Source organism: Stutzerimonas sp. KH-1, from assembly GCF_054483855.1.
Window position 1 is genome coordinate 2,710,103 of record NZ_CM137011.1, and the last position, 25,682, is coordinate 2,735,784.

A 25,682-nucleotide genomic window follows, 5' to 3' on the forward strand; every position below is an offset into this window, starting at 1 on the left:
TGCGGTAGAACAGCGGTTCTGTGCATGACCCATTCGCAAACAACAACAAAACAGGAACGACCATGCAGTCCACACCTCTGAGCAGCATCGATCGCAAGATCCTCCTGCTGCTGCAGCACAACGCCGATCTGTCCGCTGCGGAAATCGCCGAGAAGGTCGAGCTGTCGCAATCGCCCTGCTGGCGACGCATCCATCGCATGCAGGAGGAGGGGCTGATCGAGCGCAAGGTCGCCCTGCTCAACCCGAAGAAGCTCGGTCTGAACATGACGGTGTTCGTCAACATCAAGCTCTCGGCCCACGGCCGCAGCAACCTCGACGAGTTCGAGCGGGCGGTGGTGGGTTATCCCGAGGTGCTGGAGTGCCACACCATGGCCGGTGAGTCGGATTACCTGCTCAAGGTGGTGGCGCGCGATATCGACAGTTACGAACGCTTCCTGCGTGACCAGCTCCTGCAGCGCCCCCACGTGCAGGAGGCGCACTCGCATATCGCCATGAGCGAAGTGAAGCGAACCACGGAGTTGCCGCTGGATTGAGCGCCCCGCTCCCGCTTGCAGGAAAGATTTAAGAACCAGGCCCCGCCGGTCGATATTACGGGCGGTGCCTATCGCACCAGGCATTCTCGTCGACGCCCCCACCATCCATTGCCCATCGGCAGCCATTCCTACTGCCGGGAGTTCCAGAGCATGCTCGCCAATATCCGCATCGGACAGCGCATCGCGATCAGTATCGTGCTGCTGCTGATCGTCACCGTGACGATTCTTACCGCCCTGTTCTTCAGCCGCTTCGAGAGCCTGCTGGCCGACGCCGAGCGCCGCGAACTGCGTGGCATCTTCGACAACGTCAGCACCACGATCGCCGCGGAAAGCCTCACCGCCGAGCGCCTCGCCGCCCTGGTGGCGAGCATTCCCGAGGTGCAGCAGGCGATGGCGGACGATGACCGTGAACGGCTTTCGGCGCTGTTCGTACCGGGCTATGCGAAGCTGGCGAACGACTATGGCCTGACCCAGTTCCAGTTCCACAAGGCACCGGCAACGTCCTTCCTGCGCGTGCACAAGCCGGCGCAGTTCGGTGACGATCTTTCCGCGATCCGCCAGACCATCGTCGATACCAACACCCGGCAGGTGCCGGTGCGTGGCGTCGAATCCGGCGTCGCAGGCCTGGGCATTCGCGGCCTCGTGCCGATCAGCCATCAGGGCCGACCGGTCGGCTCGGTGGAGTTCGGCCTGTCCTTTGGCCAGGCGTTCTTCGACGCCTTCAAGGCGCGTTACCACGTCGACGTCGGCCTGGTGCTGCGCGAGGCCAGCGGCAGCTTCAAGCCCTTCGCCACCACATTTGGCAGCGCCCTGGTCAGTGATGAGCGGCGCGCCCAGGCGCTCGCCGGCGACGACGTGATCTTCCAGGCCGAGGCCGACGGCCAGCCGGTGGCGGTCCTGGTATCGGCAGTCGAGGACTTCTCCGGCAAGCCGCTGGGCGTGCTGGAAGTGGCGATGGACCGCACGCGTTACGCCGATGCACTGGCCTCGATGCGCAACACCGCACTGGTCGTCGCCGGCATCGCGCTGGCCATCGGCCTGCTGGTCGCGGCCCTGGTGGCGCGCGGCATTGTCAGGCCGATCCGGGTCGCGGTCGATGCGATGCGTGACATCGCCGCCGGCGAAGGCGACCTGACCCGCCGCTTGGAACAGCGCGGACGCAACGAGGTTGCCGAACTGGCCGGAGCCTTCAATCAGTTCGCCGAGAAGGTGCGCCGGCTGGTCAGCGAGGTGGCCGGCTCGACGACGCAAGTGGCCGCCGCGGCCGAGGAAATGTCGGCGATCACCGAAGAATTCAACCGCGACGTCGCGCAGCAGCGCCACGAGATCGAGCTGGTGGCCACGGCAATGAACGAGATGACCGCCACCGTGCAGGACGTCGCGCGTAACGCCGCACTAGCGGCCGAATCGGCCCAGGCGGCCGATGAGCAGGCCCAGCAGGGCCAGCAGGTGGTGCAACAGACGGTCAGCTCGATCGAGAACGTCTCGGCCGAGGTCGAGCGTACCGCTGCCGCCATCCAGCGCCTGGAGGCCGACAGCCAGAGCATCAGCGCCGTGCTGGACGTGATCCGCGGCGTCGCCGAGCAGACCAACCTGCTAGCGCTGAACGCCGCCATCGAGGCGGCCCGAGCCGGCGAACAGGGCCGCGGCTTCGCCGTGGTGGCGGATGAGGTTCGCACGCTCGCCTCGCGCACCCAGCAGTCGACGGTGGAAATCCAGCAGGTGATCGAACGGCTGCAGGCCGGTGCGCGCGACTCCTCCGCGGTGATGCTGCAGGGCCGCGCTCAGGTCGAGACCAGCGTGCGCCAGGCCCAGCAGGCCGGTGTATCGCTGACCGGCATCACCGGGGCGGTCACCAGCATCAATGACATGAACACCCAGATCGCCAGCGCCGCGGAACAGCAGAGTGTGGTGGCCGACGAAATCAGCCAGAACGTGGTGAACATCAATCAGGTGGCTGACCGCGTGACCGAGTCCGCCGGCCAAACCGCCCAGGCCAGCAGCCAGCTCGCTCATCTGGCGGCGGGCCTGCAAACACTGGTCGGACAATTCCGATACTGAAGACCAGAGGCTGACCCCGGGTCACGACTGACCCGGGGTCAGCCGTCAGCAGGCGGCCAGGCTTCGGGCAACCCTGTCACCCGATCCCCCACGCGAATACCCTGCGCGTCGAACCAGCCCTGATGCATTTCCAGGGCATAGAGTGCCGGCTTCTCGGAGCAGCGCACGTCCGTGCTCAGCGGTTCCAGATCGATCACATCGACGACCGCCCCGTCCTCATCGAGAAACGCCGCCGACAACGGCAACGGCGTGTCCTTCATCCATAGACAGTGCCGCCGCACCTCGTCGAAGCGAAACAGCATGCCGCTGTCCGCAGCGAGTTCGGTGCGCCCCATCAGGCCACGCTGACGCTGCAGGAAGGTATCCGCATATTCGGCCTGCACTTGATGCCCGCCAAGCTGCAGCCGCAACGGCTCGGCGGGCTGGGCGGTGGTCGCGACGGCCATCAGCGATAGCAGCAACGCAATACGCATAAAGCAATCTCCTGAGACCGGGTACGGCGGAACAGCCAGCCCCGACCGCACTCATAAGCGAAGCGCCGCACCTGCGCGGCGACATAACGACAACAAGGGAGAACCCCATCGTGCTCAACAGAATAACCGCCGCCAGCGTCTACCTGGTGCAACGCTTCCTTCCCTCGCCCTTCGTCTTCGCCATCCTGCTCACGCTGATCGTGCTGATCGCCGCCATGCTCAGCACCGGTCAGGGCCTGCCGGCCATGGCGCAGCACTGGGGCAACGGCTTCTGGAACCTGCTGGCCTTCACCATGCAGATGTCGCTGATCCTGGTCACCGGCCATGCCCTGGCACGGGCGCCGGCAATCAATCGGCTGCTCGACCGCATGGCCCGCATCCCGCAGTCCCCGGGCCAGGCCATCGTGCTGGTGACTCTGGTGGCGCTGGCGGGTTCCTGGATCAACTGGGGCTTCGGCCTGGTGATCGGCGCCGTGTTCGCCCGCGCGCTGGCACGCCAGGTGCGCGGCGTCGACTACCCGCTGCTGGTGGCCTCGGCCTACTCAGGATTCCTGATCTGGCACGGCGGCTTTTCCGGCTCGATCCCGCTGTCGCTGGCCAGCGGCGGGGCCGATCTGGAGAAGATGACCGGCGGCGCGCTGACCGAAGCCATCGGCGTCGGCCAGACGCTGTTCGCTTCCTACAACCTGATCATCATCGCCGTGCTGGTGGTGGGCCTGCCGCTGCTGAACTGGGCCATGCAGCCGAAGACGCCGAAAGTGGTCGATCCGGCGCTGCTGGAAGAGCCCCAGCCGAGCGACATCCCGCGGGAAACCGCTACCCAGCGCCTGGACGACAGCCGCATCCTCGGCCTGATCATGGTCGCGCTGGCGGTGCTGTTCTTCTACCGGCACTTCAGCGAGAACGGCCTGGCGCTGAGCCTGAACATCGTGATCTCGATCTTTCTCTTCGCCGGCCTGCTGATGCATGGCACGCCGGAGCGCTACATGCGCGCCATCGAGGAAAGCATCCGCGGCATCGCCGGCATCGTTGTGCAGTTCCCCTTCTACGCCGGGATCATGGGCATGATGGTCGGCGCGAACGCGGCCGGCGTATCGCTCGGCCGCCAGGTCACCGACACCTTCGTCACCTGGTCGACTACCGAGAGCTTCCCGGTGCTGGCCTTTCTCAGCGCCGGGCTGGTCAACGTCTTCGTGCCCTCCGGCGGCGGCCAATGGGCGGTGCAGGGGCCGATCATGCTGCCGGCCGGCGCGGCACTGGGCGTGGCGCCGGAAGTCACGGCCATGGCGATCGCCTGGGGCGATGCCTGGACCAACATGATCCAGCCGTTCTGGGCCCTGCCGCTGCTGGGCATCGCCGGGCTCGGTGCCCGCGACATCATGGGCTACTGCCTGCTCTGCCTGGTGTTCTCCGGTGTGGTGATCGCCGGCGGGCTCTATTTCCTGACCTGAGGCCAGAGCATTCCGGACGGCGACGCTGTCCGGAATGCTGGACCGCGCTGTCCAGGATGCAAGACACAAGCGCCGTCCAACTATCTGGACACTCAAGATAAACACCATGCAAATCAGCGAGTTGCGTATCTGGCACGGAACTCGCTAAATCACCATGCGGCCTGTCCGCAGCCGAAACAAGAAAAACAATGCGCCTGCCGTGCAGCAGCGAGTCCCCGAATGCCCTCGGCAGCGTTCGGTCGTGCCGCGCGGGGCCAGGAGATCGTCCCCGATGAGCGTCGTCATCGCCCTTGCTGCATTGGCCCTGCTGATGCTCGCCGCCTACCGCGGCTACAGTGTCATCCTGTTCGCTCCCATCGCCGCCATGGGCGCGGTGCTGCTCACCGACCCGTCCGCCGTGGCGCCGGCCTTCACCGGCATCTTCATGGAGAAGATGGTCGGCTTCATCAAGCTGTACTTCCCGGTGTTCCTGCTCGGTGCGGTGTTCGGCAAGCTGATCGAGATGTCCGGCTTCTCGCGCTCCATCGTCGCCGCGGCGATCCGCCTGCTCGGTACCAGCCAGGCGATGCTGGTGATCGTGCTGGTCTGCGCGCTGCTGACCTACGGCGGCGTGTCGCTGTTCGTCGTGGTGTTCGCGGTGTACCCGTTCGCTGCCGAGATGTTCCGCCAGAGCAACATGCCCAAGCGGCTGATCCCGGCGACCATCGCCCTCGGCGCGTTCACCTTCACCATGACGGCCATTCCCGGCACGCCGCAGATCCAGAACATCATCCCCACCACCTTCTTCAATACCAACACCTGGGCCGCACCCTGGCTGGGCCTGATCGGCACGGTCTTCGTGTTCGGCCTGGGCATGCTCTATCTCAAGTGGCAGCTCGGCAAGGCCATTGCCGCCGGCGAAGGCTATGGCACCAACCTGCGCAACGAGCCGGAGACGCCCGCCGACATCGCCCTGCCCAACCCCTGGCTGGCGCTGTCGCCGCTGCTGCTGGTGCTGGTCGCCAACCTCCTGTTCACCCGTTGGATTCCCGGGTTCTATGGCACCAGCCACACGCTGCAGCTGCCCGGCATGAGCGCACCGCTGGTCACCGAGGTCGGCAAGCTCACCGCGATCTGGGCGGTGGAGGCCGCGCTGCTGCTAGGCATCGCCCTGGTACTGGCGACCAGCTTCGGCACCCTGCGCGGCAAGCTCGCCGAGGGTAGCCGCACGGCGGTCGGTGGTTCGCTGCTGGCGGCGATGAACACCGCGTCGGAATTCGGCTTCGGCGCGGTGATCGCCTCGCTGCCGGGCTTCATCGTGGTGGCCGATGCGCTGTCGGCGATTCCCAATCCGCTGATCAACGAAGCCATCACCGTCAACCTGCTGGCCGGCATCACCGGCTCGGCCTCCGGCGGCATGAGCATTGCCCTGGCGGCGATGGCCGACAATTTCGTCGCCGCGGCCAACGCCGCACAGATACCGCTGGAAGTGCTGCACCGGGTTGCCTCGATGGCCTCCGGCGGGCTCGACACCCTGCCGCACAACGGCGCGGTGATCACCTTGCTGGCAGTCACCGGACTGACCCACCGCGAATCCTACAAGGACATCTTCGCCATCACCCTGATCGCCACCGCCGCGGCCTTCTTCGTGATCGGCGTGTACTACGCTACCGGCATCGTCTGATCGCGGCGCTTCGCCGATTTCGGCGAGCATCACGACATCTGCGATTGCCTTCCGACAACAAGAAAAACGAGGCGCCGCCCCGTGCGGTCGCCACCAAGCGGGAGAAACCATGAACCTCACAGGCAAGACCGCACTGGTCACCGGCTCCACCAGCGGCATCGGGCTGGGCATTGCGCTGAAGCTGGCCGAGGCCGGCGCCGATCTGATCCTCAACGGCTTCGGCGATGCCTCGGCAGCGCTGGCCGAAGTCGGCAGACACGGCCGCAAGGTCGGGCACAACGGGGCGGACGTGTCCGATCCGGCACAGATCGCCGAGCTGTTCGCTTATGCCGAGCGCGACTTCGGCGGCGTCGACATTCTGGTCAACAACGCCGGCATCCAGCATGTCGCGCCGGTGGAGCAGTTCCCGGTGGAGCGCTGGGACGCCATCATCGCCATCAACCTGTCCTCGGCATTCCACACCACACGCCTGGCCCTGCCCGGCATGCGCGAGCGCAACTGGGGACGGATCATCAACGTCGCCTCGGTGCACGGGCTGGTCGGCTCCGAGCAGAAGGCCGCCTACGTCGCCGCCAAGCACGGCCTGGTCGGGCTGACCAAGGTCGTCGCGCTGGAAACCGCCACCACGCCGATCACCTGCAATGCCATCTGCCCCGGCTGGGTGCTGACCCCGCTGGTGCAACAGCAAATCGACGAGCGCGCCCGAGAGAGTGGCGACGAGCAGCGCGCCCGCCACGACTTGCTGGCCGAGAAGCAACCGTCGCTGGACTTCGTCACACCGGCGCAGCTGGGCGCCATGGCGCTGTTTCTCTGCAGCGAGGCCGGCGATCAGGTGCGCGGCGCGGCATGGAACATGGATGGCGGCTGGGCCGCACGCTAACCGTGGATTGACCTGCGGCAAAGCGCACGAGCAAAACTTGCGCGGCCGCTTGGCAAGCGCCCAGTGCTGGGGCTAGATAGCAACTATCCTCCCAGCGAAACCGCCCGCATGACCAGCATTTCCAGCGACACGCCGCTCAACGGCAAAGCCCCGGTGCACCTGGCGCTGCGCCGGGTCGCCATCGATACCTACCGCGAGAACGTCGCCTATCTGCACCGTGACTGCGCCGCCTGCCGCGCCGAAGGCTTCCAGGCGCTGGCCAAGGTGGAGATACGCGTCAACGGCCGGCGCATCCTCGCCAGCCTCAACCTGGTGGACGACCCGAGCATCGTCGGCTGCGACGAGCTGGGCCTGTCCGAGGATGCCTTCGCCCAGCTCGGCGCCGAAGCCGGTGTACCGGCGGCGATCGCCCAGGCCGAGCCGGCCGCATCGATCCCGGCACTGCACCGCAAGATCGCCGGCGAACGCCTGAGCCGCGATGACTTCCTGGCGATCATGCGCGACATCGCCGAGCACCGTTACTCGAAGATCGAGCTGACCGCCTTCGTGGTCGCCTGCAACCAGGGCGAGCTGGATCGCGAGGAGGTCTTCTTTCTCACCGACGCGATGATCCGCGTCGGCCGCCGGCTCGACTGGCGCGAGCACCCGGTGGTGGACAAGCACTGCATCGGCGGCATCCCCGGCAACCGCACCTCGATGCTGGTGGTGCCCATCGTCGCCGCGCACGGGATGCTCTGCCCGAAGACCAGCTCGCGGGCCATCACCTCGCCGGCCGGCACCGCCGACACCATGGAGGTGCTGGCCAACGTCGAACTGCCGTTCGAGCGCCTCTGCGAAATGGTCCGCGAGGAACGCGGCTGCCTGGCCTGGGGCGGCAGCAGCGACCTCTCCCCGGCCGATGACGTGCTGATCGCCGTCGAGCGGCCGCTGTCGATCGACTCGCCGGGGCAGATGGTCGCCTCCATCCTGTCGAAGAAGATCGCCGCCGGCTCCACCCACCTGCTGCTGGACATCCCCATCGGCCCGACGGCCAAAGTGCGTTCGATGGCCGAGGCGCAGCGCCTGCGCAAGCTGTTCGAGTTCGTGGCCACGCGCCTGGGCCTGACCCTGGACGTGGTCATCACCGATGGTCGCCAACCGATCGGCAATGGCATCGGCCCGGTACTGGAGGCGCGCGACGTGATGCAGGTGCTGCAGAACGACCCGGCGGCGCCGATCGACCTGCGTCAGAAGGCCCTGCGCCTGGCCGGGCGCATGCTCGAGTTCGATCCCGATGTGCGCGGCGGCGACGGTTATGCCATCGCGCGTGACATCCTCGACTCCGGGCGGGCGCTGAAGAAGATGCGCTCGATCATCGCCGCCCAGGGCGGCAAGCCGTTCGATCATAACCATCCGCCGCTGGCACGGCTCAGCTTCGATGTACTGGCCGACTGCGACGCGGTGGTCACCGGCATCGACAACCTGCAGCTGGCACGCATTGCCCGGCTGGCCGGCGCACCCAAGGTGCAGGGCGCCGGCGTGGACATCCTGCGCAAGCTCGGCGAACCGGTGCGGGCCGGCGACTGTCTGTATCGCGTTTACGCGGACTTTCCCGCCGACCTCGCCTTCGCCCGCCAGGCCACCGAACGCGCCAGCGGCGTCAGCCTCGGCAGCCCCGAGCAGGTCCCAACCGTATTCGTGGAGTTCTGATGCAAAGCCAGCTGCTGTATTTCGATGACGAGCGCGCCGCCGCCCTGCGCCTGGCCGAAGCCTCCGGCCTGCCCGCGGCGCAGATCGAATGCCACCGTTTCCCCGATGACGAGCTGCGCCTGCGCCTGCCGCTGGCCGAAGGCGAAGCGATAGCCGAACAGTTGGTGCTCTACCGCGGCCTCGACCACCCCAACGAAAAGCTGGTCGAGCTGCTGCTGGTGGCCGGTGAAGCGCGCCGCCTGGGCGCCAAGCGACTGATCCTGGTCACGCCCTATCTGGCCTACATGCGCCAGGACATCGCCTTCAACCCGGGCGAGGTGGTCAGCCAGCGGGTGATCGGCCAGCTGCTGGCCGGCCAGTTCGACGCACTGATCACCGTCGACCCGCACCTGCACCGCGTCGCCACCCTGCAGGAGGCGGTGCCGCTGGCCGATGCGGTCACCCTTTGCGCGGCCCCGGCGCTGGCGCGACTGATCGCCGAACGGCATCCCGATGCGCTGCTGATCGGCCCGGACGCCGAGGCGCTGCAATGGATCGAGGCGGCCGCCGCCGAGCATGGTTTCGAGCATGGCGTGTGCAACAAGCTGCGCCATGGCGACCATCAAGTGGAGATCGCCTTGCCGGACCTGCAGTTCGCCGGGCGCCATGTGGTACTGCTCGATGACGTCGCCAGCTCCGGGCGCACCCTTGCCGAGGCCGCGCAGAAACTGCTGGCCGCTGGCGCCGCCTCGGTGGACGTGGCCGTGACCCACGCGCTGTTCGCCGGCGACGCGCTGCAGGTGATCCGCGCCGCCGGTGTCGGGCACGTCTGGAGCACCGACTGCATCGCCCACGAAAGCAACGCCGTGAGCATGGCGCCGCAGCTGGCCGAGGCGCTCAGGCCGCTGCTGCGCTGACAGGTAGGGTGGAAAACGCGCAGCTTTTCCACCGAAACCCGGCGAACCACCTCGGCAGCGGCGGATCAATCGCGTGGACAAGGCGCTGCCGTTGTCCACCCTACGAGCGCCCTGCCTGGCCCGACCGTCTGAACCCATCGCCGTGCCCACCGTAGGGTGGAAAACGCGCAGCTTTTCCACCGAAACCCGGCGAACCAACTCGGTGGGACGGATCAGCCGCGTGGACAAGGCTGTGCCGTTGTCCACCCTACCCCTCACCCACGCTCGGCTCATCAAGCGCCACCTGCGCTGAATCGCCGTAGCGCTTCTGGCAGCGCTCGCAGAAGAACGCCCGGCGCCGGCTGCGCCCCAGTTCTTTCACCTTCACCAGCGCAATCCGGCAGCGCACGCAGGTGTTCTTGCCGTGCGCCAGCCAGTTGGCCTTGAGCACGCCGGCCCTTTTCCAGTCGAGAAACTGGAAGCTGTAGGTGCGAGCCTCGCGCACCAGCTCGCGCAGCTTGGCCGGCGGCAGTTCGCCGATCAGCGACAGCGGGTGCACGCGGATGCGATAGAGCACCTCGTTCTTGATGATGTTGCCGGAGCCGGCGAACAGCGTCTGGTCCAGCAGCGCATCGCAGGCCAGCAGGCGCGGGTGCTCGCGCAGGCGTTTGAGCGTGACGCGCGGGCTCCAGGCGTCGCTCATCAGGTCCATGCTCCAGTCGTACGTCGCATCCAGCGGCCCTTCGATCAACTGCACGGAACAGGCATAGAAACTCAGCTCGCCGTCGGCAAACCCCAGGCTCAGCCGTGCGGTGGCGTCCTTGCGTTCGTTGATGCGGTAGCTGCCGAACAGCAGCAGGTGGATGCGTACGGAGACATCCTCCAGCTCGATCAGCAGATGCTTGCCCCAGCTGCGGAATTCACGCACCACCTGGCCGGTCAGCCGTGCCTTGTCGACCTTGGCACTGCCTTCGGCGCGCTCGATGCGCTGACCGGTGAACGCCGCGACTTCCTCGCGGAGAATGACGATGGATGGACCTTCGGGCATGGATGCACCAGCTGATCTGCCTTTCTCGATCAGACTCGCCCGTGCGGCGAAGGTGCGTAGCGCGCTACCAGGCCAGCTGCAGCCTGCTCTCGAACTCGCGCGGTTCACCACTCAGCGGATCGCGGAAGCGCAAGCCGCGCGCCAGGAGCTTGAGCGGGCGGCTGTAATCGTCCTGGTCGCGCTCCTCGCGCGGTAGCAGCTGCGGGTAGAAGGGATCGTTGCAGATGCCGGCGCCGAGGGTCGCCATATGCAGACGCAGCTGGTGCTTGCGCCCGGTGATCGGCGTCAGGGCGTAGCGCCAGAGGCGGTCGCGGCGCTCGAGCACCTCGATCAGCGTTTCGCTGTTCGGCTCGCCGTCGCCTTCGCGCATCAGGAAGAACGGCTCGCCCGGCACCATGCACAGCTGCCGGCGCAGGGGAAACTCGAGCCTGGGCAGTGCCGGGCAGATCGCCTCGTAGCGCTTGGCGATCCGCCGCTCGCGGAACAACGCCTGGTAGGCGTCGCGGCTCTCGCGGTTGGCCGAGAACAGCACCAGCCCGGCGGTGAGGCGATCGATCCGGTGAATCGGCACCAGATCGGCGTTACCCAGCCGTTTGCTAAGCCGCGCCAGCAGGGTTTCGTTGACGTATTCGCCAGCCGGCATCACCGAGAGAAAGTGCGGCTTGTCCGCCACCACCAGATGCTCGTCGACGTGCAGGATGCGCTCTTCGAACGGCACCGGCGTCTCGTTGGGTACCTCGCGGAAATAATGCACGCGCATGCCGACCCGGTACGGCCGGGCCGCGTCGATCGGCTGCATGTCGGCATCCAGCACCCGGCCGCGGGCCATGCGATCGAGCCAGGTGGCGCGGTCGATTGCCGGAAAGCGCTCGCACAGGCAGTCGAGCACCGTAGGCCAGTCGCCTTGGGGCAAATGCAGGGTGCTGGGACGGGAATTGGAGGGGGGCATCGGATCGGGTGCACAACGACAGGGGCGTCGATGATACCCGCTCTGCCGGCGGCTGCCTCCTCTGGGAAGCGCCGCGGCAGACGAGGGAAGAGTTCACGGCCGGAGCGGCAATGAACCCGGCGCGGCGTTTCGGCCGCGCGGCAGACGTATCAGTCTTCCCTGTCCTTGGTCACCTCGCCGGTGCGGCCGTCGATCTTGAATTCATATTTCTTGCCGTCCTGCTTCATGCCCTCGCCTTCCCAACCGTCGTCATCGGCTTCGATGCCGTGCAGTTCGGTGTAGCCGGCGGCCTTGGCCTTCTCCACGGCCTGCTCGAGGGTGATCCAGTCGGCGCCGGGCTTGTCGGCAGCGAAAGCCGCACCGGAACCCAGGACGGCGACAGCGAACGCGGCAGTCAGTGTCTTGTTGTACATCTCGTTTTTCCTTCTGCGTACGGAATCGGATCGGGCCACGTGGATGGCCCCTGCCTGAATTACGAGCCCAGCGGCGACCGCTAAGTTCAACCGCCGCGGTGTGCATTCGCCGGCGCTGTGTCGATTTCAGCGAGCGCCAGACGACTCCTTCACAGGGCCATCGCCGCGCGACGCGGGCCCCCTCCCACCCCCGATATCCATGCACGAGGTTTTTGCCATGACAACGCACAAGGTCGTATCCGACCAGGACTGGCTCGCCGCCCACAGCGCCCATCTACGCGAGGAGAAGCAGCTCACCCGCCAACGCGACGCACTCTTCGAGAAGCGCCGGCAATTGCCCTGGCGGCGCATCACCCAGGACTACCGCTTTCACGACGCCAGCGGCGCGGTTCGCCTGAGCGAGCTGTTCGAGGGCCGCAGCCAGCTGGTGATCAAGCACTTCATGTTCGGCCCGGACTGGAGCGAGGGCTGCGTCGGCTGCTCCTTCGAGGCCGATCACATCGGCGGCGCGCTGCTGCACCTGCTGCATCATGACGTCAGCTTCGCCGCCATCTCCCGCGCGCCATTCGAGCGGCTGGATGCGTTTCGCCGTCGTATGGGCTGGCAGTTCCGCTGGCTGTCATCGGCCGGCAGCCCGTTCAACCGCGACTTTCACGTCTCCTTCGATGCCGAGGACATCGTCGAGGGCAAGGTCTTCTACAACTACGCGTGGCAGCCCTTCGTCTGCGAGGAGCTGTCGGGCTTCAGCGTCTTCTACCGGGACCCGCAGGGCGAGATCTTCCACACCTTTTCGGCCTTTGGTCGCGGCGCGGAAGGGCTGCTCGGCACCTACGTGCTGCTGGACATGACGCCGAACGGCCGCAACGAGACCGGCCCGCAGCACAACCTCACCGACTGGGTCCGCCTGCACGACCGTTACGACAGCGACGATCGGGTTGCGCCCACCGGCCGTTCGCAACCCGCCGCCGGCTGTTGCCACGAACAGATGCGCCGCTGAACTAGCGACGGCGGATGAAGACGATCCGCGGATCCATCTCGCCGTCGGTGAAGCGAAACTCCACCGCATCGCCGACGGCCAGCCCGCCGAGCTGATGCCGAGTCACCTTGAACGGCATGATCATGGCCGGCCAATTCAGTGCCGGCACCGGACCATGGGCGATGGTCACGCTGCCCTGTTCGACATCGATGGCACGAATCTCGCCGGTGGCCTCGAAACTCGCCTCGGCTTCCAGGCTGTTGCCGGTCGAGACGTCATCCACCGCGGGTGGCGTGGTGGAAGGCTTCAGCAGATCCTCGGCCATGACGACCACACCGGCTGTGCCAAGCACGGCCAGCAGCACGACGAAAACACTTTTCATGGCTATCCCCCTGAACGACCGCTGCAGATGAACGATGCCGCAAAGCTTAGCTGCCAGACGCCTGTCCGCCCTCGCTCGAACGGTGCATTCGCAGCCGGCGGATGACATTCAGTTTCATTTAAGCCAGCGCTCGTAACCTGTGAACCGTCGAAACCAACCACAGGAATCAACACCATGAAAACACTGACTACTCTGCTCACCGCCACCACCCTCGCCTTGGGCGCCAACCTGGCACTGGCCAAGGACATCGGCCCGGACGAAGCACTGAAGCTGCGCGATGCCGGCACCATCCAGTCGTTCGAGAAGCTCAACGAAGCGGCCCTGGCCAAGCACCCCGGCGCCACCGTCGAGGAAACCGAGCTGGAAGAAGAGTACGGCCGCTACGTCTACCAGCTTGAATTGCGCGACGACAAAGGTGTGCAATGGGACGTCGAGCTCGACGCCAAGACCGGCGAAGTGCTGAAGGACCACCAGGACGACTAAAGGCCACCCATGCGTGCCCCTCTTCTTGTAACGCTGCCACTGGTTCTGCTGCTCGCCGCCGCCCCGGCGGTGAGCCGCGACCTGGATCAGGACGAAGCCCTGCGGCTGCGCCGCGAAGGCCTCATCATGCCGCTGGAAGCCTTGCTCCAGCGCGCCCTTGAGCACCATCCGGGGGCCAGCCTGCTGGAAGCGGAACTGGAAGAGGAAGACGGCCGCTACGTCTACGAAATCGAACTGCTCACCACCCAGGGCGTTGCCCGCGAGCTGGAATTCGATGCTCGCGACGGTCGCCTGATCAAGGATGAGGAAGACTGATGCGCCTGCTGCTGGTCGAAGACAGCGTGCCGCTGGCCGATGAACTGATCGCCAGTCTCAACCGCCAGGGCTACGCCACCGACTGGCTCGCCGATGGCCGAGACGCCGAATACCAGGGCGCCAGCGAGCCCTACGACCTGATCATTCTCGACCTCGGATTGCCCGGCAAACCGGGGCTCGAGGTATTGCGCGCCTGGCGCGCCGCCGGGGTCGCCACCCCGGTACTGATCCTCACCGCGCGCGGCTCCTGGGCCGAACGCATCGACGGCCTCAAGGCCGGTGCCGACGACTACCTGACCAAACCCTTTCATCCCGAGGAGCTGCTGCTGCGCATCCAGGCGCTGCTGCGCCGTGCCCACGGCCTGGCCAACCAGCCGCTGCTGCAGGCTGGCGGCCTGGAACTGGACGAATCGCGCCAGAGCTGCCGCAAGGACGGCAAGGACATCGAACTGACCGCTGGCGAGTTCCGCCTGCTGCGCTACTTCATGCTGCACCCCGGCCAGCTGCTGTCGAAGACCCAGCTCACCGAACACCTCTACGACGGCGAAACCGAACGCGACTCCAACGTCATCGAGGTGCACATCAATCGGCTGCGCGGCAAGCTCGGCCGCGAGTTGATCGAAACGCGCCGCGGCCAGGGCTATCGCTTCGGCGGCGCGGCGTGAAGTCGATCCAGCGCAGCCTCGGTCTGGCGCTGATCGCCACCCTGCTGCTGGTGGCGCTGGTGCTGGTGCAGACCAGCCTCTGGCTCTTCGAGTCAGGTCTCCGGCGCAGCCTGGAAACCGATCTGCGCGAGGAAACCGAGGGCCTGCTGATTGCTCTGGTGAAGGGGCCGAACGGCGACCAGTTGGATGTGCAGCGCCTCAACCCACGTTATCAGCGGCCGTTTTCCGGTCACTATTTCAAGATCGAACTGCCCGAGCGCACCTGGCGCTCCCGCTCGCTGTGGGACGCCTCGCCAGAATGGCCGGAACGCGCGGGCCTGGCGGACGAACTGCTCGACGGCCCGCAGGAACAGCGACTGCTGGGTTACCGCGCCGAGTACCGCCGCGACGGACAGCCGATCGTCATCAGCGTGGCGCAGGACTACACGCCAGTCCTCGACAGCTTCGCCCGCGTGCGGCTGAGCGGCCTGGGACTGGTCGGCTTCGCGCTGCTCGCCCTGCTGCTCTTGCAGCGCTACGCCATGGGCCTGGCGCTGCGCCCGCTGGAGCGTGCCCGGCAGCAGATCGCCCAGCTGCAACAGGGCCAGCGCCAGCAACTGGATCAGCAGGCGCCGGTCGAACTGCAGCCGCTGGTGGAGCAGATCAATCATCTGCTCAGCCACACCGAGGAGACCCTGCAACGTTCACGGCACGCACTGGGCAACCTCGGCCATGCGCTGAAGACGCCACTGGCGGTGCTCGGCAGCCTGGTGCAACGCGACGAACTGGCCGCCCACCCCGAACTGCAGGCCAGCCTGCAGGAGCAGCTGGAGCAGATCCAGCAACGGGTCAGCCGCGAGCTGGGTCGCGCGCGGCTGTCGGTCGATGTGCTGCCCGGTGCCCATTTCGACTGCGACGCCGAACTGCCGGCGCTGTTCGACACCCTGGCGATGATCCACCGCTCCGACCTCGAGCTGCGCTGGCACGCCCCGGCTGGCTGCCGCCTGCCGCGTGATCGCGAGGACATGCTCGAGCTGCTGGGCAACCTGCTGGACAACGCCTGCAAGTGGGCGAACAGCCGCGTCGAGCTGACCATCGAGCGATCGCGCGACGGCTTCGTGCTGCTGGTGGACGATGACGGGCCGGGCATTCCAACCCAACAACGGGAGATGGTCATCAACCGCGGCGTGCGGCTGGACGAGCGCGCAGAAGGCCACGGCCTGGGGCTGGGGATCGTCAGCGATATCCTGACGGCGTGGCGTGGCGAGTGGAGCCTGGAGGAAAGTCCGCTGGGCGGGCTGCGCGTGCGTATCGCACTGCCCGCGATGCGCTAAGCGGGGCTATTGCGGGCGGGCCAGTTCGTTGCGCATGTCTTCGAGGATGGTTTCCACCAGCAGCGTGTTCTGAACCTGGTGTCCGGCGACGATGCGCGTGGCGTGGGTGCCGTTGATCGGGTAGCCGACATGGACTTCCAGACGGCCGTCCGCCTTCGGTTCGACACGGGTGCGGTATTGCGAAGTGAAGGTTTCGGCCAGGTGACGGGACAAAGTCTTCATGGAACATCTCTACAGGTGAGCCTGACACAAAGACCCTGTACCAAGCTCGGAGATTCCAGCCGTCCATCGGGAAGCGTTCAGCCTTCAACAAACTGCAACCTGTCTCAGCCCTTTCGTTCGCCGTCGGCGTACGCCAGCCAGGCCAGCAATGCCATCGCGACGAACGCCACGCCGGACCATGTCAGTGCAGCGATCAGCAGATTCATGTCGGTCACCCGTATCGAGTTGAAACACGCCTTGAATATATGTAGCGTTGCGCGACACGTCGACCCGCTCGACATAGGCATGTAAACCTTCGGTACAGGTGCAACGGCGATGAAAAGGAAGCAATCGATCAGTCAGATACGCTGGGACCTGGCGCTGCGCTACCGGTTGATCGAGACCATTGCCTGGTGGGAAGGCCGCCTGACCACGGGCCACCTGATGCAGAGCTTCGGCATCAGCCGCCAGCAGGCATCGAAGGACATCAATACCTACCTCAACGAACATGCGCCGAAAAACCTGACATATGACCGCCACCTGAAGGGCTACAAGCCGAGCAAGACCTTCCAGCCGCTGTTCATCGACGGCAGCGCCAGCGCCTATCTGCATTTGCTCGACCAGAACCGTGTCCGCGCCCCGCACATCGAAGGCCTGGCGCTAGCCTATGCACATACAGAAGTGCTGCAGGTACCGGACCGCAGCATCCGCCCCGAGGTGCTGCGCCCGATCCTGCAGGCCTGCCGCGAGGGGCTGCGCCTGGAGAGCGAATACGTCTCGCTGGCCAATCCGGAGGTGGAGATCCGCGTGATGGCGCCACACACGCTGGTCTTCACCGGCATGCGCTGGCACGTGCGCGCCTACTGCGAGAAAAACCGCGAATACCGCGACTTCGTACTCAGCCGCTTCCGCGGCGAGCCAGACCTGATGGATGAAAGCGAACACACCCGCGAACAGGATGAGGCGTGGATCACGCCGGTGACCGTACTGATCGAGCCGGATGCGCGCCTGAGCCCGGCACAGAAGGCGATCATCGAGGTGGATTACGGCATGGCCGACGGCCAACTGCCCGTCGAGACGCGCGGCGCCCTGGTGCAGTACGTGCTGCAACGCTTCGGCATCGATCCGAATACGGTGCAGGCCAATGCGGCGGCGCAGCAGCTGCAGGTGGGGAATCTGCAGGCGTTGAAGGGGTGGTTGTACTCGTGAGGGCTTGTGGGAGTGGTCGTGATCGTGAAGGGCCGCTGCCTCCATGTGGGAGCGGTCTTGACCGCGAAGAGCGTCGGCACGGATTTCGGTATGTGAGCGCCGCGCTTTCCTGGGCCTGGAATCCGGGTTGCGCCTCTCACGGCGCGTCACTTTTTCTTGTCTGGCCAAGAAAAAGTAACCAAAAAGAAGGCCACCCCAGCATCCGGCCCTTCGCTGCGCGAAGGGTACCCTCACTCCATCGCCATTCCAGGGGCACGCTGCGAAGGGCCATCCATGGCCCTGCGCAGCTCTCGCGGCATCCATGCCGCTCAACCCCTTCCACAGCGACTACGTTCGGCCTCCTGAGGGGGACTTGGGTCCGAGTCGCCTGTGAGTTTCCGAGAGATAGTAGAGGCGAAAGTCTGTGCCGTTTATCGCGTGCAGAACCATTGATGGTCCCTACGCCCTGTGTATTGCCACGCGGATCAACCAAGCAGAGTGTAGATGTGGCCAATTACAACGCCCCCCGCCCAGTGCCTTTTGCGCAAGCTTTCAGGCAACACCAAACGCCCCTTTCAGAAGGCCGAATGGAATCCGCGTGGAGGGGAGTGAGCGGCATGGATGCCGCGAGAGGACTGGGCGTCCCCGCGTACAAGGGCCATGGATGGCCCTTGTACGCCGGCCCCCGGAACGTGGATGAAATGAGGGAAGTCTCGCGCAGCGAGACCCGGATGCAGGGGCAAGACTTTTTGGTTCCTTTTGGGGCGACTGCCAAAAGGGACTCGCCCAGCAGGGCGAAACCAATGCATCTACCCATCACCGCGATAGGCTGTATCCCGCGAAGCCAACGTCCAAAAGCTTCGCCAGCAGAGACTCGCCACCCTCCTCCGCGCCTACGGATACGCTGCACAAACGCTGCGCCCAGCCTCCTCCACCCTGCCGCGGCCCGTCGCGACACCTACGAAGAAAACTCCCTCGCATGCGCCTGATCCACACCTCCGACTGGCACCTCGGCCAGACCCTCCACGGCCAGGACCGCGACCACGAACACGCGCAGTTCCTCGCCTGGCTGCTCGACCAGCTGGTAGCCCACCGCGCCGACGCCCTGTTGATCGCCGGCGACGTGTTCGACACGGTCAACCCGCCACTCAAGGCCCAGGAACGCCTCTACGACTTCATCGTCCGCGCCCACGAAAAGCTCCCGCAGCTGGACATCGTGATGATCGCCGGCAACCACGACTCGGGCGGGCGCATCGAGCTGCCGGCGCCGTTGATGAAGCGCCTCAATGCCCATGCCGTTGGCCGCATCAGCTGGGTCGCCGAGGGCCAGCTGGACCACCAGCGGCTGCTGGTGCCGCTGCACGACGCCAATGGCAATACCGCCGCCTGGTGTCTCACCCTGCCCTTCCTGCGCCCGGCCGAGGTCACCGGAATGACGCTGGGCGACGACTACATGGCCGGCATTCGCCAGGTGCATGAACGCCTCATCGCCGCCGCCGAATCCGCACGCCAGCCCGGCCAGGCACTGGTTGCCATGAGCCATGCGCACATGGCCGGCGGCGCGGTGTCGGAAGAGTCCGAGCGCAATATCGTCATCGGCAATGCCGAGGCCCTGCCGGCCAGCCTGTTTCCCGAGTCCGTCGCCTACGTCGCCCTCGGCCACCTGCACAAGCCGCAGCAGGTCGCCGGGCTGGCGCGCATCCGCTATAGCGGCTCGCCGCTGCCGCTGTCCTTCGCCGAGGTCAACTACCCGCATCAGGTGCTGCTCGTCGAACTCGACGGCGAGCAGCTGGCGCAGGTCGAAAGCCTGCCGGTGCCGCGCGCGGTGGAGATGATCCGCATCGGCCGCGCCCCGCTGGCCGAGGTGATTGCCGCGCTGGAGGCGCTGCCGCCCACCGGCCTGTTCGACGAACATTTGCCCTGGCTGGAGGTACGCGTACTGCTCGACGAACCGCTGCCAGACCTGCGCCAGCGCATCGAAACCGCGATAACCGACAAGGCCTGCCGGCTGGTGCGCATCGCCAGCGAATACGCCGGCAAGCGCAGCGAGACGGAATCGGACGTGCTGCTCGGCCTCGACCAGATCACTCCGCAGGAATTGTTCGCCCGCGCATGGGAGGCCGAGTATGGCAACCCGGCGGACGAACAGGCGCTGGACGATTTCGCCACCCTGCTGCAACGAGTCGAGTTCGCCCATTCGGAGGATGACCGATGAGAATCCTCGCCATCCGCCTGAAGAACCTGGCGTCGCTGGCCGGAGAACAGGTCATCGATTTCACCGCGGAACCCCTGGCCAGCGCCGGGCTGTTCGCCATCACCGGGCCCACCGGTGCCGGCAAGAGCACCATTCTCGACGCCCTGTGCCTGGCGCTGTTCGGCAGCACGCCGCGACTCGACAGCGTTTCGCCGCTGAACAAGGTGCCCGAGGTAGATGCCGAGATCGGCGGTGGCGACGAGCGCAACCTGCTGCGCCGCGGCTGCGGCAGCGGCTACGCCGAGGTCGATTTCGTCGGCGTCGACGGTCACCGCTACCGCGCACGCTGGGAGGTCAAGCGCGCCCGCGAGAAGATCGACGGCCGCCTGCAGGCCAGCAGCCAGAGCCTTACGGATCTCGACAGCGGCACGCTCCTGGCCAGCGGCAAGAAACGCGAATTCAAGGAACTGCTCGAAGCCCGCCTGGGGCTGACCCTGGCCCAGTTCACCCGCGCCGTGCTGCTGGCGCAGAGCGAGTTTTCCGCCTTCCTCAAGGCCGACGACAACGAGCGCGGCACTCTCCTGGAAAAGCTCACCGATACCGGCCTCTACAGTCGCCTCGGTCAGGCCGCGTTCGAGGCCGCCAAAGAGGCGAAGGAAGGCCTCGCCCGCTTGGAGCAGCATGCCGGCGGCCTGCAGCCACTGGAGCCGGAGCAGCGTGACGAATTGGAGCGCGAACATCAGGCCCAGCTCGACGAACTGAAAGCGCTGCAGCAGCAACTCAAGGCGCTGGAAGCACAACGGCAATGGCTCAGCGAACTGCAGCGTCTGGAAAACGAGCGCGAAGCGGCATGCCAGCAACTGCAGGATGCCGAATACGAGCGCGAAAACCTCGCCGAGGCCCGGCGCATCCTCGACCTGTTCGAGCAACTGGCGCCGCAACGCCATCGTTTCCTGCGCCTGCAGGATCTCGGCCCGCTGCTGGACAAGGCCGCCGACAGCCTGGCGCGCCTGCAGCATGAGGAACAGGCCGTGCAGCAGCGCCTGGCCGAGCTGCAGAGCCAATGCAGCGCCGCCAGCGAGCAACTGCGTTCGGCCGAACAGGCGCGCCAGGACGCCGAGCCGCGGCTCGTCCAGGCGCGCCGTGAAGAGGAACGCCTGCAGCATCTGAACGCCGACCTGACCACTATCCGCGAGGACAGCACCCGGGCCGATGCCGAGGTGACTGCAGGCGCAGCGACGCTCACGCAGCTCGCCGAGCGCCAGCAGTGCGCCGCGGCGGAACTTGCCGCGCTAAGCCAGCAACTGGACAAGAGCGCCGCGCTGCAACCGCTCTGCAGCGCCTGGGACGGCTATCGCCCGCGCCTGCAACAGGCCGTGCAGCTGGCGGCACGGCTGCAGCAAGGTCAGGGCGAACTCCCGGCACTGGAAGCGCGGGCCAAGGCCGCCGAAACCCAGCAAAGCCTGGCCCGCGAGGCGCTGGACGCTCTGCAGCATGAGCGCGGCAGCGAAGTCGGCCTGGCCGAACAGCTCACCCAACTGCACGGGCAGCTGGACCAATGGCGCCAGGCCGAGCGCGAAACCGCGGCTCTGCGCGAACTCTGGGCGCAGCAACGCGGGCTCGAAACCAGCCGGCGCGAACTGGCCGACGCCGCTACCGGCCAGCAGGTGGAGCTGGACGGCCTGGTGCCGCTGGGCAAACAGGTCCGCGCCGAGCGCGACGCCGCCGAGCAGGCGCTGAACGTCACCCTTGCCTTGCTCGAACGCCAGCGCCTGGCGCGCAGTGCGAATGTCGAGGCGCTACGCGCCGCGCTGGTGCCGGGCGAGCCCTGCCCGGTCTGCGGCAGCCAGGAACATCCCTGGCATGCGGCCGATGCCATGCTCGCCGGCCTCGATCAGCAGGACGACCGCGAGGCCGAACGCGCGCGCGAAGCGCTGCAGGCCCAGGAACAGCGCCTGCAGGAACTGCGCGACCGCCACGTCGCGCTCAGCACCCAGTTGCGCCAGAGCCAGCAGCGTCAGAGCGAGGTCGAGGCGCAGCTGCAGACGCTGGCCCCGCGTCTACACGCCCTGTCAGCGCATGCCGAACTGCTTCGCCAACCCGAAGGAATGCGCGCGGACTGGCTGGGAGCCCGCGTGGCGACCCTGAACCAGCAGATCGCCGATGCCAGCCGGCAGCAACAACAACTGCTCGGGTTGCAGCAGCGCAGCGAAACCCTGCAGCAGACCTGGCAGGCCGCGCGCGAGGCCTGCGTCGAAGCGACCCAGCAGCTCGAGCGCCAGCGCGATGCCCTCGCCCGCGACGCCCAGCAGCTCGACGCAGAGCTGACGGCCTTCGCCGAACTGTTGCCCGGCGAAAGACTGCAGCGCTGGCGCGAAGATCCGGCGCAGACCTTTATGCAGCTGGACGCCGACATCGCCACGCGCCTGCAGCAACTGCAGGCGCAAGCCGAGCTGGCCGAGGAGCTGCGCCAGTGCGAGCAGCGCCAAAGCGACGAACAGCTGCAGCAGCGCCATCGCCAGGAGAAGCAGGCGAGCTGCCAGGCACGCCTGGCCGAACGCGAGAAGCTGCTGCTGGCCTGCCGGCAGGCGCTGCAGACCAGCCTCGGCGAGCAGCCCAGCGCCAATACCTGGCAGCAGCAACTGGACCTGGCCATCCAGGCCGCGCGCCAGGCCCAGGTCGAAATCGACCGCCAACTCAACGACGGCAGGCTCGGTCTGACCCGCTTGCAGAGCGAACAGCAGAGCTGCCGCCAGCGCCACGCCGAGCTGCAGCAGGAGCGCGAGGCGCTGCAGGTCGAACTCGCCGCATGGCGCAGCGCCCATCCGGCGCTGGACGACTCCACCCTCGCCCAGTTGCTGCAGATGGACGAGGCACTGCTGAGCGAGGCGCGCCAGCGCCTGCGAGACAACGCCGAAACTCTGACCCGCTGTCGCGAGCGACTCGACGGCTGTCTCGCCCGACTGGCCAGCCATCAGCAGCAACAGACCGAGGCGCCTGAGGCCACGCAGCTGCAACAGGCACACGCCGAACAGCTGCAGCGCTGCGAACAGGCCGAGCAGCGCTGTGCCGAAACCCGCGCCGCGCTGCTCGACGACGACAAGCGTCGCAGCCAAAGCCAGGCGCTGCTGGCGCAGATCGACGAGGCGCGCGCCGAAATGCAGCGCTGGGGGCGTATCGCCGCGCTGATCGGCTCTAGCGACGGCGGCGCCTTCCGCAAGATCGCCCAGGCCTACAATCTCGACCTGCTGGTGCAACACGCCAACGTGCAGCTGCGTCAGCTGGCGCGCCGTTATCGGCTCAAGCGCGGCGGAAGTCCGCTGGGCCTCTTGGTGATGGATACCGAGATGGGCGACGAGCTGCGCTCGGTACATTCGCTGTCCGGCGGCGAGACCTTTCTCGTCTCGCTGGCCCTGGCGCTGGGCCTGGCCTCGATGGCCTCGAGCAAGCTGAAAATCGAATCGCTGTTCATCGACGAAGGCTTCGGCAGCCTCGACCCCGAGTCGCTGCAGATCGCCATGGACGCGCTGGATTCGCTGCAGGCCCAGGGCCGCAAGGTGGCAGTGATCAGCCACGTCGCCGAGATGCACGAACGCATCCCGGTGCAAATCCAGGTGCGTCGTCAGGGCAATGGGCAGAGCGGGCTGAAGATCGTCGGCGGACTGTCCTAGCGGTCGCCGGGCTGGCAGACCTTGCGGCCATTGGTCCGCTTGTGTTTCGCCAGCATCGGCCGTAAGGTTCGCGCGTTTTCTTATCCGCCCAGGTGTGCGCGACCAAAAGGTCCGCATTAAACGGGAAGCCGGTGCGCTCGAAGAGCAAGGCCGGCGCTGCCCCCGCAACGGTAATCGACCGCGATCCTCAGGGATCGCCGTCCGCTCGACAGCCACTGTGTTCCGACATGGGAAGGTGAGCGTGATGCGCGTCGAAAGCCCGGAGACCGGCCTGACGGATTCGACTGGTGTTGCGGAGGGCAGCACCGTCAAGCGCTGCCGCCGTAATTCCCGCGCTTGTTCCTGCCCTCCTCAAAAGTCTGCGATCTTTTGAGGAATTCCAAGAATGAAACTGTCCCGACTTGCCCTCGCCGTGGCGCTGCTGCCTGGCGCGCAGGTGTTTGCTGCCGATGCCGAGCAGGAACTGCCGAGCATGCTTATCACCTCGGCCCGCCAGGCCGAACCCCGCGCCCAGGCCACTGCAGCCAATACCGTCTTCACTCGCGCCGATATCGAACGCCTGCAGGCACGCAGCGTGCCTGAGCTGCTGCGGCGTGTGCCAGGCGTACAGGTAAGCAGCCCTGGCGGTGTGGCGTCGCTATCGCTGCGCGGCACCGGTACTGCACAAACGCTGGTGCTGGTCGATGGCCAACGCATCGCTTCAGCCACCAGCGGTTTCGCCCGCCTCGACTACCTGGCTATCGACAACATCGAGCGCGTCGAAGTGATCCGTGGCCCGCGCTCCTCGCTTTACGGTGCGGATGCCATTGGTGGCGTCATCCAGATCTTTACCCGTGGCGGCAAACCCGGAATAAATCCGGAAGTCCGCCTGGCCGCCGGTAGCGACCAGACCTTTCAGCGCAGCCTGAGCCTGGCAGCCGGAACGGAACAGACTCGCATCCATCTGGGCGCCAGCCTAGACGAGCGCGACGGCTTCGACATCACCCGCGACAATCGCGGCGCTGACCAAGACAACGATGGCCAGCGCAACAAGGCCCTGCACTTGAAGCTGGATCACCAGTTCGATGCGGACTGGAAAGCCGGTTTGAGTCTCAACGACCAGCGCGGCAAGAACGAGTATGACGATGCCTACGAGTTCGCCCCGGGCACACCGCAGGACGAGTTTCGCGTCAGCAGCTACAGCGGTTATCTGGACGGCCAGCTAAGCGACGTCTGGAACAGCCGTCTGGAGCTGGGTCGCAGCTTCGATCGCAACCGCGCGGTCGGCTCCAACTACAATGACGGTCTGCTGGAGACCACCCGCCACTCTGCAGCCTGGATCAACCGTTTGCAGCTGAGCGAGCGTCAGCAGCTTAGCGTGGGCAGCGACTGGTACGAGGACCGCCTCGATGCCACCACCGCCTACCAGGAAGACAGCCGCGACAATCTCGCCTTTTTTGCTCAGCACAGCTTCCAGGGCGAACACTTCGGCACCGAGCTGGGTCTGCGTCACGACGACAACCAGCAGTTTGGCAGCCACAACAGCTGGAACGCAGCATTCAGCCTGCCGGTAGGTCAGTCGCAGCGCTGGATTCTGAGCTATGGCGAGGGCTTCCGCGCCCCGACGTTCACCGACCTCTACGCACCGCCCGCCTGGGGACCCAATCCGGACCTGAAGCCGGAGACTTCGAAGACGTACGAATTGCAATGGCGCGGCGAATTCGAAGAGACCCAACTGGAAGCCTCCCTTTATCGCACCGATGTCGAAGACATGATTGCCTGGGGTGGAACCCGGATGGAAAACGTCAGCCAGGCACGGATCAACGGTTTCGAAGCCAGCGCGGCGCGTGAGCTGTTGGGCTGGCAGGCGAGCCTCGGCGTTAGTGTCATTGATCCACGCGATAGGGACAGCGGCCGCGTACTACAACGCCGCGCCAAGCGCTCGCTAAGCCTGGATATAGACCGTCAGTTCGGCGCATTCGGAGTCGGTGCGACCTGGCAGGCCTTCAGCCAGCGCTTCGACGACAGCGCGTTCAATTCAAGCTACGAGTCTGAGCGCACCACAATCCCAGGGTATGCCGTGCTGAACCTTCGCACGAGCTGGCAGGCAACCCCCGAGATTCGCTGGGAAGCCAAGTTGGATAACGTGCTGAACAAGGACTATCACCTTGCCCTGTACCAGCGCGAATTCGCCAACATGGACAGCGCCTACGGCTACAAGGAGCAGGGTCGCACCGCGCTACTCGCCGTCACCTGGACTCCGTCACTGTAATGGCGTCT

The 25,682-nt window shown here is 66.2% G+C and carries 22 protein-coding genes and 1 riboswitch; of the genes, 16 read left to right on the forward strand and 6 right to left on the reverse strand.

What is annotated here, in order from left to right:
* The first annotated feature begins 62 nt into the window (after positions 1-62).
* The gene (locus ACX1DW_RS13085; protein WP_014595823.1) at positions 63-533 is read left to right on the forward strand and encodes an Lrp/AsnC family transcriptional regulator; all 471 of its coding nucleotides are present in this window, start codon (positions 63-65) and stop codon (positions 531-533) included.
* Positions 534-683: 150 nt separating this feature from the next.
* Complete coding sequence (locus ACX1DW_RS13090; protein ID WP_458991685.1) at positions 684-2,594, forward strand: methyl-accepting chemotaxis protein; 1,911 nt, start codon at positions 684-686, stop codon at positions 2,592-2,594.
* Positions 2,595-2,632: 38 nt separating this feature from the next.
* Here the strand turns inward: ACX1DW_RS13090 and ACX1DW_RS13095 are convergent, their stop codons facing one another.
* Positions 2,633-3,067, reverse strand: a complete 435-nt coding sequence (locus ACX1DW_RS13095; RefSeq protein WP_208217497.1) for a DUF192 domain-containing protein — start codon at positions 3,065-3,067, stop codon at positions 2,633-2,635.
* Between the two features lie 110 nt (positions 3,068-3,177).
* On the opposite strand from ACX1DW_RS13095, the gene ACX1DW_RS13100 reads away from it, so the two are divergent.
* The 5 genes from ACX1DW_RS13100 to ACX1DW_RS13120 all read left to right on the forward strand — a co-directional run bounded on the left by ACX1DW_RS13100 (position 3,178) and on the right by ACX1DW_RS13120 (position 9,646).
* Positions 3,178-4,518 carry a short-chain fatty acid transporter gene (locus ACX1DW_RS13100; protein WP_208217496.1) on the forward strand — a complete coding sequence of 447 codons (1,341 nt, stop codon included), beginning with the start codon at positions 3,178-3,180 and terminating at the stop codon, positions 4,516-4,518.
* 271 nt (positions 4,519-4,789) lie between these two features.
* The gene (locus ACX1DW_RS13105; protein WP_208217495.1) at positions 4,790-6,181 is read left to right on the forward strand and encodes a GntP family permease; all 1,392 of its coding nucleotides are present in this window, start codon (positions 4,790-4,792) and stop codon (positions 6,179-6,181) included.
* 109 nt (positions 6,182-6,290) lie between these two features.
* Entirely contained in the window at positions 6,291-7,061 is a 771-nt protein-coding gene (locus ACX1DW_RS13110) for a 3-hydroxybutyrate dehydrogenase (protein WP_458991686.1), read from the forward strand.
* Between the two features lie 108 nt (positions 7,062-7,169).
* Positions 7,170-8,750, forward strand: coding sequence for a thymidine phosphorylase family protein (locus ACX1DW_RS13115; RefSeq protein WP_156244221.1), 1,581 nt, complete (start codon positions 7,170-7,172; stop codon positions 8,748-8,750).
* Entirely contained in the window at positions 8,750-9,646 is an 897-nt protein-coding gene (locus tag ACX1DW_RS13120; protein WP_200600313.1) for a ribose-phosphate pyrophosphokinase, read from the forward strand. The genes ACX1DW_RS13115 and ACX1DW_RS13120 overlap by 1 nt, the downstream gene beginning before the upstream one ends.
* Positions 9,647-9,893: 247 nt before the next feature.
* Here the strand turns inward: ACX1DW_RS13120 and ACX1DW_RS13125 are convergent, their stop codons facing one another.
* From ACX1DW_RS13125 to ACX1DW_RS13135, 3 genes are all read right to left on the reverse strand, one after another.
* Positions 9,894-10,673, reverse strand: coding sequence for a DNA-formamidopyrimidine glycosylase family protein (locus ACX1DW_RS13125; RefSeq protein ID WP_458991687.1), 780 nt, complete (start codon positions 10,671-10,673; stop codon positions 9,894-9,896).
* Between the two features lie 64 nt (positions 10,674-10,737).
* A complete protein-coding gene (locus tag ACX1DW_RS13130) occupies positions 10,738-11,622 on the reverse strand; it encodes an RluA family pseudouridine synthase (RefSeq protein ID WP_196112005.1) in 885 nt (294 codons plus the stop codon).
* A 149-nt stretch (positions 11,623-11,771) separates the two neighbouring features.
* Positions 11,772-12,035, reverse strand: coding sequence for a PepSY domain-containing protein (locus ACX1DW_RS13135; protein WP_063544136.1), 264 nt, complete (start codon positions 12,033-12,035; stop codon positions 11,772-11,774).
* Between the two features lie 217 nt (positions 12,036-12,252).
* On the opposite strand from ACX1DW_RS13135, the gene ACX1DW_RS13140 reads away from it, so the two are divergent.
* A complete protein-coding gene (locus tag ACX1DW_RS13140) occupies positions 12,253-13,032 on the forward strand; it encodes a DUF899 domain-containing protein (protein ID WP_200600319.1) in 780 nt (259 codons plus the stop codon).
* 1 nt (position 13,033) lies between these two features.
* Here the strand turns inward: ACX1DW_RS13140 and ACX1DW_RS13145 are convergent, their stop codons facing one another.
* Complete coding sequence (locus tag ACX1DW_RS13145; protein WP_200600321.1) at positions 13,034-13,393, reverse strand: copper-binding protein; 360 nt, start codon at positions 13,391-13,393, stop codon at positions 13,034-13,036.
* Between the two features lie 174 nt (positions 13,394-13,567).
* Here ACX1DW_RS13145 and ACX1DW_RS13150 point away from each other — a divergent pair, with 174 nt between their 5' ends.
* Genes ACX1DW_RS13150 through ACX1DW_RS13165 form a run of 4 tightly spaced genes read left to right on the forward strand, consistent with a single transcriptional unit; the run spans position 13,568 to position 16,169 of the window.
* A complete protein-coding gene (locus tag ACX1DW_RS13150) occupies positions 13,568-13,876 on the forward strand; it encodes a PepSY domain-containing protein (protein WP_200600323.1) in 309 nt (102 codons plus the stop codon).
* A 9-nt stretch (positions 13,877-13,885) separates the two neighbouring features.
* A complete protein-coding gene (locus ACX1DW_RS13155) occupies positions 13,886-14,191 on the forward strand; it encodes a PepSY domain-containing protein (protein ID WP_058075208.1) in 306 nt (101 codons plus the stop codon).
* Entirely contained in the window at positions 14,191-14,856 is a 666-nt protein-coding gene (locus ACX1DW_RS13160; protein ID WP_200600325.1) for a response regulator transcription factor, read from the forward strand. Before ACX1DW_RS13155 ends, ACX1DW_RS13160 begins: the two co-directional genes overlap by 1 nt.
* Positions 14,853-16,169 (forward strand): sensor histidine kinase, encoded by a 1,317-nt coding sequence (locus tag ACX1DW_RS13165; RefSeq protein ID WP_133456277.1) that lies wholly within the window; start codon positions 14,853-14,855, stop codon positions 16,167-16,169. The genes ACX1DW_RS13160 and ACX1DW_RS13165 overlap by 4 nt, the downstream gene beginning before the upstream one ends.
* 6 nt (positions 16,170-16,175) lie before the next feature.
* Here the strand turns inward: ACX1DW_RS13165 and ACX1DW_RS13170 are convergent, their stop codons facing one another.
* Positions 16,176-16,391: a hypothetical protein gene (locus ACX1DW_RS13170; protein WP_014595808.1), complete on the reverse strand. Its 216-nt coding sequence runs from the start codon at positions 16,389-16,391 to the stop codon at positions 16,176-16,178.
* Positions 16,392-16,706: 315 nt separating this feature from the next.
* On the opposite strand from ACX1DW_RS13170, the gene ACX1DW_RS13175 reads away from it, so the two are divergent.
* The 4 genes from ACX1DW_RS13175 to ACX1DW_RS13190 all read left to right on the forward strand — a co-directional run bounded on the left by ACX1DW_RS13175 (position 16,707) and on the right by ACX1DW_RS13190 (position 25,674).
* Entirely contained in the window at positions 16,707-17,579 is an 873-nt protein-coding gene (locus tag ACX1DW_RS13175) for a helix-turn-helix transcriptional regulator (protein ID WP_200600327.1), read from the forward strand.
* A 958-nt stretch (positions 17,580-18,537) separates the two neighbouring features.
* Positions 18,538-19,773: an exonuclease SbcCD subunit D C-terminal domain-containing protein gene (locus ACX1DW_RS13180; protein WP_200600329.1), complete on the forward strand. Its 1,236-nt coding sequence runs from the start codon at positions 18,538-18,540 to the stop codon at positions 19,771-19,773.
* Positions 19,770-23,423 (forward strand): AAA family ATPase, encoded by a 3,654-nt coding sequence (locus tag ACX1DW_RS13185; protein WP_200600331.1) that lies wholly within the window; start codon positions 19,770-19,772, stop codon positions 23,421-23,423. The genes ACX1DW_RS13180 and ACX1DW_RS13185 overlap by 4 nt, the downstream gene beginning before the upstream one ends.
* A gap of 72 nt (positions 23,424-23,495) precedes the next feature.
* A riboswitch (cobalamin riboswitch) is annotated at positions 23,496-23,712 on the forward strand.
* Between the two features lie 96 nt (positions 23,713-23,808).
* Positions 23,809-25,674, forward strand: a complete 1,866-nt coding sequence (locus ACX1DW_RS13190) for a TonB-dependent receptor domain-containing protein (protein WP_200600334.1) — start codon at positions 23,809-23,811, stop codon at positions 25,672-25,674.
* Positions 25,675-25,682: the final 8 nt, after the last annotated feature.

Coding starts and splice junctions, on each gene's coding strand:
- ACX1DW_RS13140 (WP_200600319.1), top strand. CDS start 12,253: ATGACAACGCACAAGGTCGTATCCGACCAGGACTGGCTCGCCGCCCAC.
- ACX1DW_RS13105 (WP_208217495.1), top strand. CDS start 4,790: ATGAGCGTCGTCATCGCCCTTGCTGCATTGGCCCTGCTGATGCTCGCC.
- ACX1DW_RS13190 (WP_200600334.1), top strand. CDS start 23,809: ATGAAACTGTCCCGACTTGCCCTCGCCGTGGCGCTGCTGCCTGGCGCG.
- ACX1DW_RS13180 (WP_200600329.1), top strand. CDS start 18,538: ATGCGCCTGATCCACACCTCCGACTGGCACCTCGGCCAGACCCTCCAC.
- ACX1DW_RS13110 (WP_458991686.1), top strand. CDS start 6,291: ATGAACCTCACAGGCAAGACCGCACTGGTCACCGGCTCCACCAGCGGC.
- ACX1DW_RS13130 (WP_196112005.1), bottom strand. CDS start 11,622: ATGCCCCCCTCCAATTCCCGTCCCAGCACCCTGCATTTGCCCCAAGGC.
- ACX1DW_RS13135 (WP_063544136.1), bottom strand. CDS start 12,035: ATGTACAACAAGACACTGACTGCCGCGTTCGCTGTCGCCGTCCTGGGT.
- ACX1DW_RS13160 (WP_200600325.1), top strand. CDS start 14,191: ATGCGCCTGCTGCTGGTCGAAGACAGCGTGCCGCTGGCCGATGAACTG.
- ACX1DW_RS13155 (WP_058075208.1), top strand. CDS start 13,886: ATGCGTGCCCCTCTTCTTGTAACGCTGCCACTGGTTCTGCTGCTCGCC.
- ACX1DW_RS13120 (WP_200600313.1), top strand. CDS start 8,750: ATGCAAAGCCAGCTGCTGTATTTCGATGACGAGCGCGCCGCCGCCCTG.
- ACX1DW_RS13185 (WP_200600331.1), top strand. CDS start 19,770: ATGAGAATCCTCGCCATCCGCCTGAAGAACCTGGCGTCGCTGGCCGGA.
- ACX1DW_RS13175 (WP_200600327.1), top strand. CDS start 16,707: ATGAAAAGGAAGCAATCGATCAGTCAGATACGCTGGGACCTGGCGCTG.
- ACX1DW_RS13145 (WP_200600321.1), bottom strand. CDS start 13,393: ATGAAAAGTGTTTTCGTCGTGCTGCTGGCCGTGCTTGGCACAGCCGGT.
- ACX1DW_RS13095 (WP_208217497.1), bottom strand. CDS start 3,067: ATGCGTATTGCGTTGCTGCTATCGCTGATGGCCGTCGCGACCACCGCC.
- ACX1DW_RS13125 (WP_458991687.1), bottom strand. CDS start 10,673: ATGCCCGAAGGTCCATCCATCGTCATTCTCCGCGAGGAAGTCGCGGCG.
- ACX1DW_RS13085 (WP_014595823.1), top strand. CDS start 63: ATGCAGTCCACACCTCTGAGCAGCATCGATCGCAAGATCCTCCTGCTG.
- ACX1DW_RS13115 (WP_156244221.1), top strand. CDS start 7,170: ATGACCAGCATTTCCAGCGACACGCCGCTCAACGGCAAAGCCCCGGTG.
- ACX1DW_RS13090 (WP_458991685.1), top strand. CDS start 684: ATGCTCGCCAATATCCGCATCGGACAGCGCATCGCGATCAGTATCGTG.
- ACX1DW_RS13150 (WP_200600323.1), top strand. CDS start 13,568: ATGAAAACACTGACTACTCTGCTCACCGCCACCACCCTCGCCTTGGGC.
- ACX1DW_RS13170 (WP_014595808.1), bottom strand. CDS start 16,391: ATGAAGACTTTGTCCCGTCACCTGGCCGAAACCTTCACTTCGCAATAC.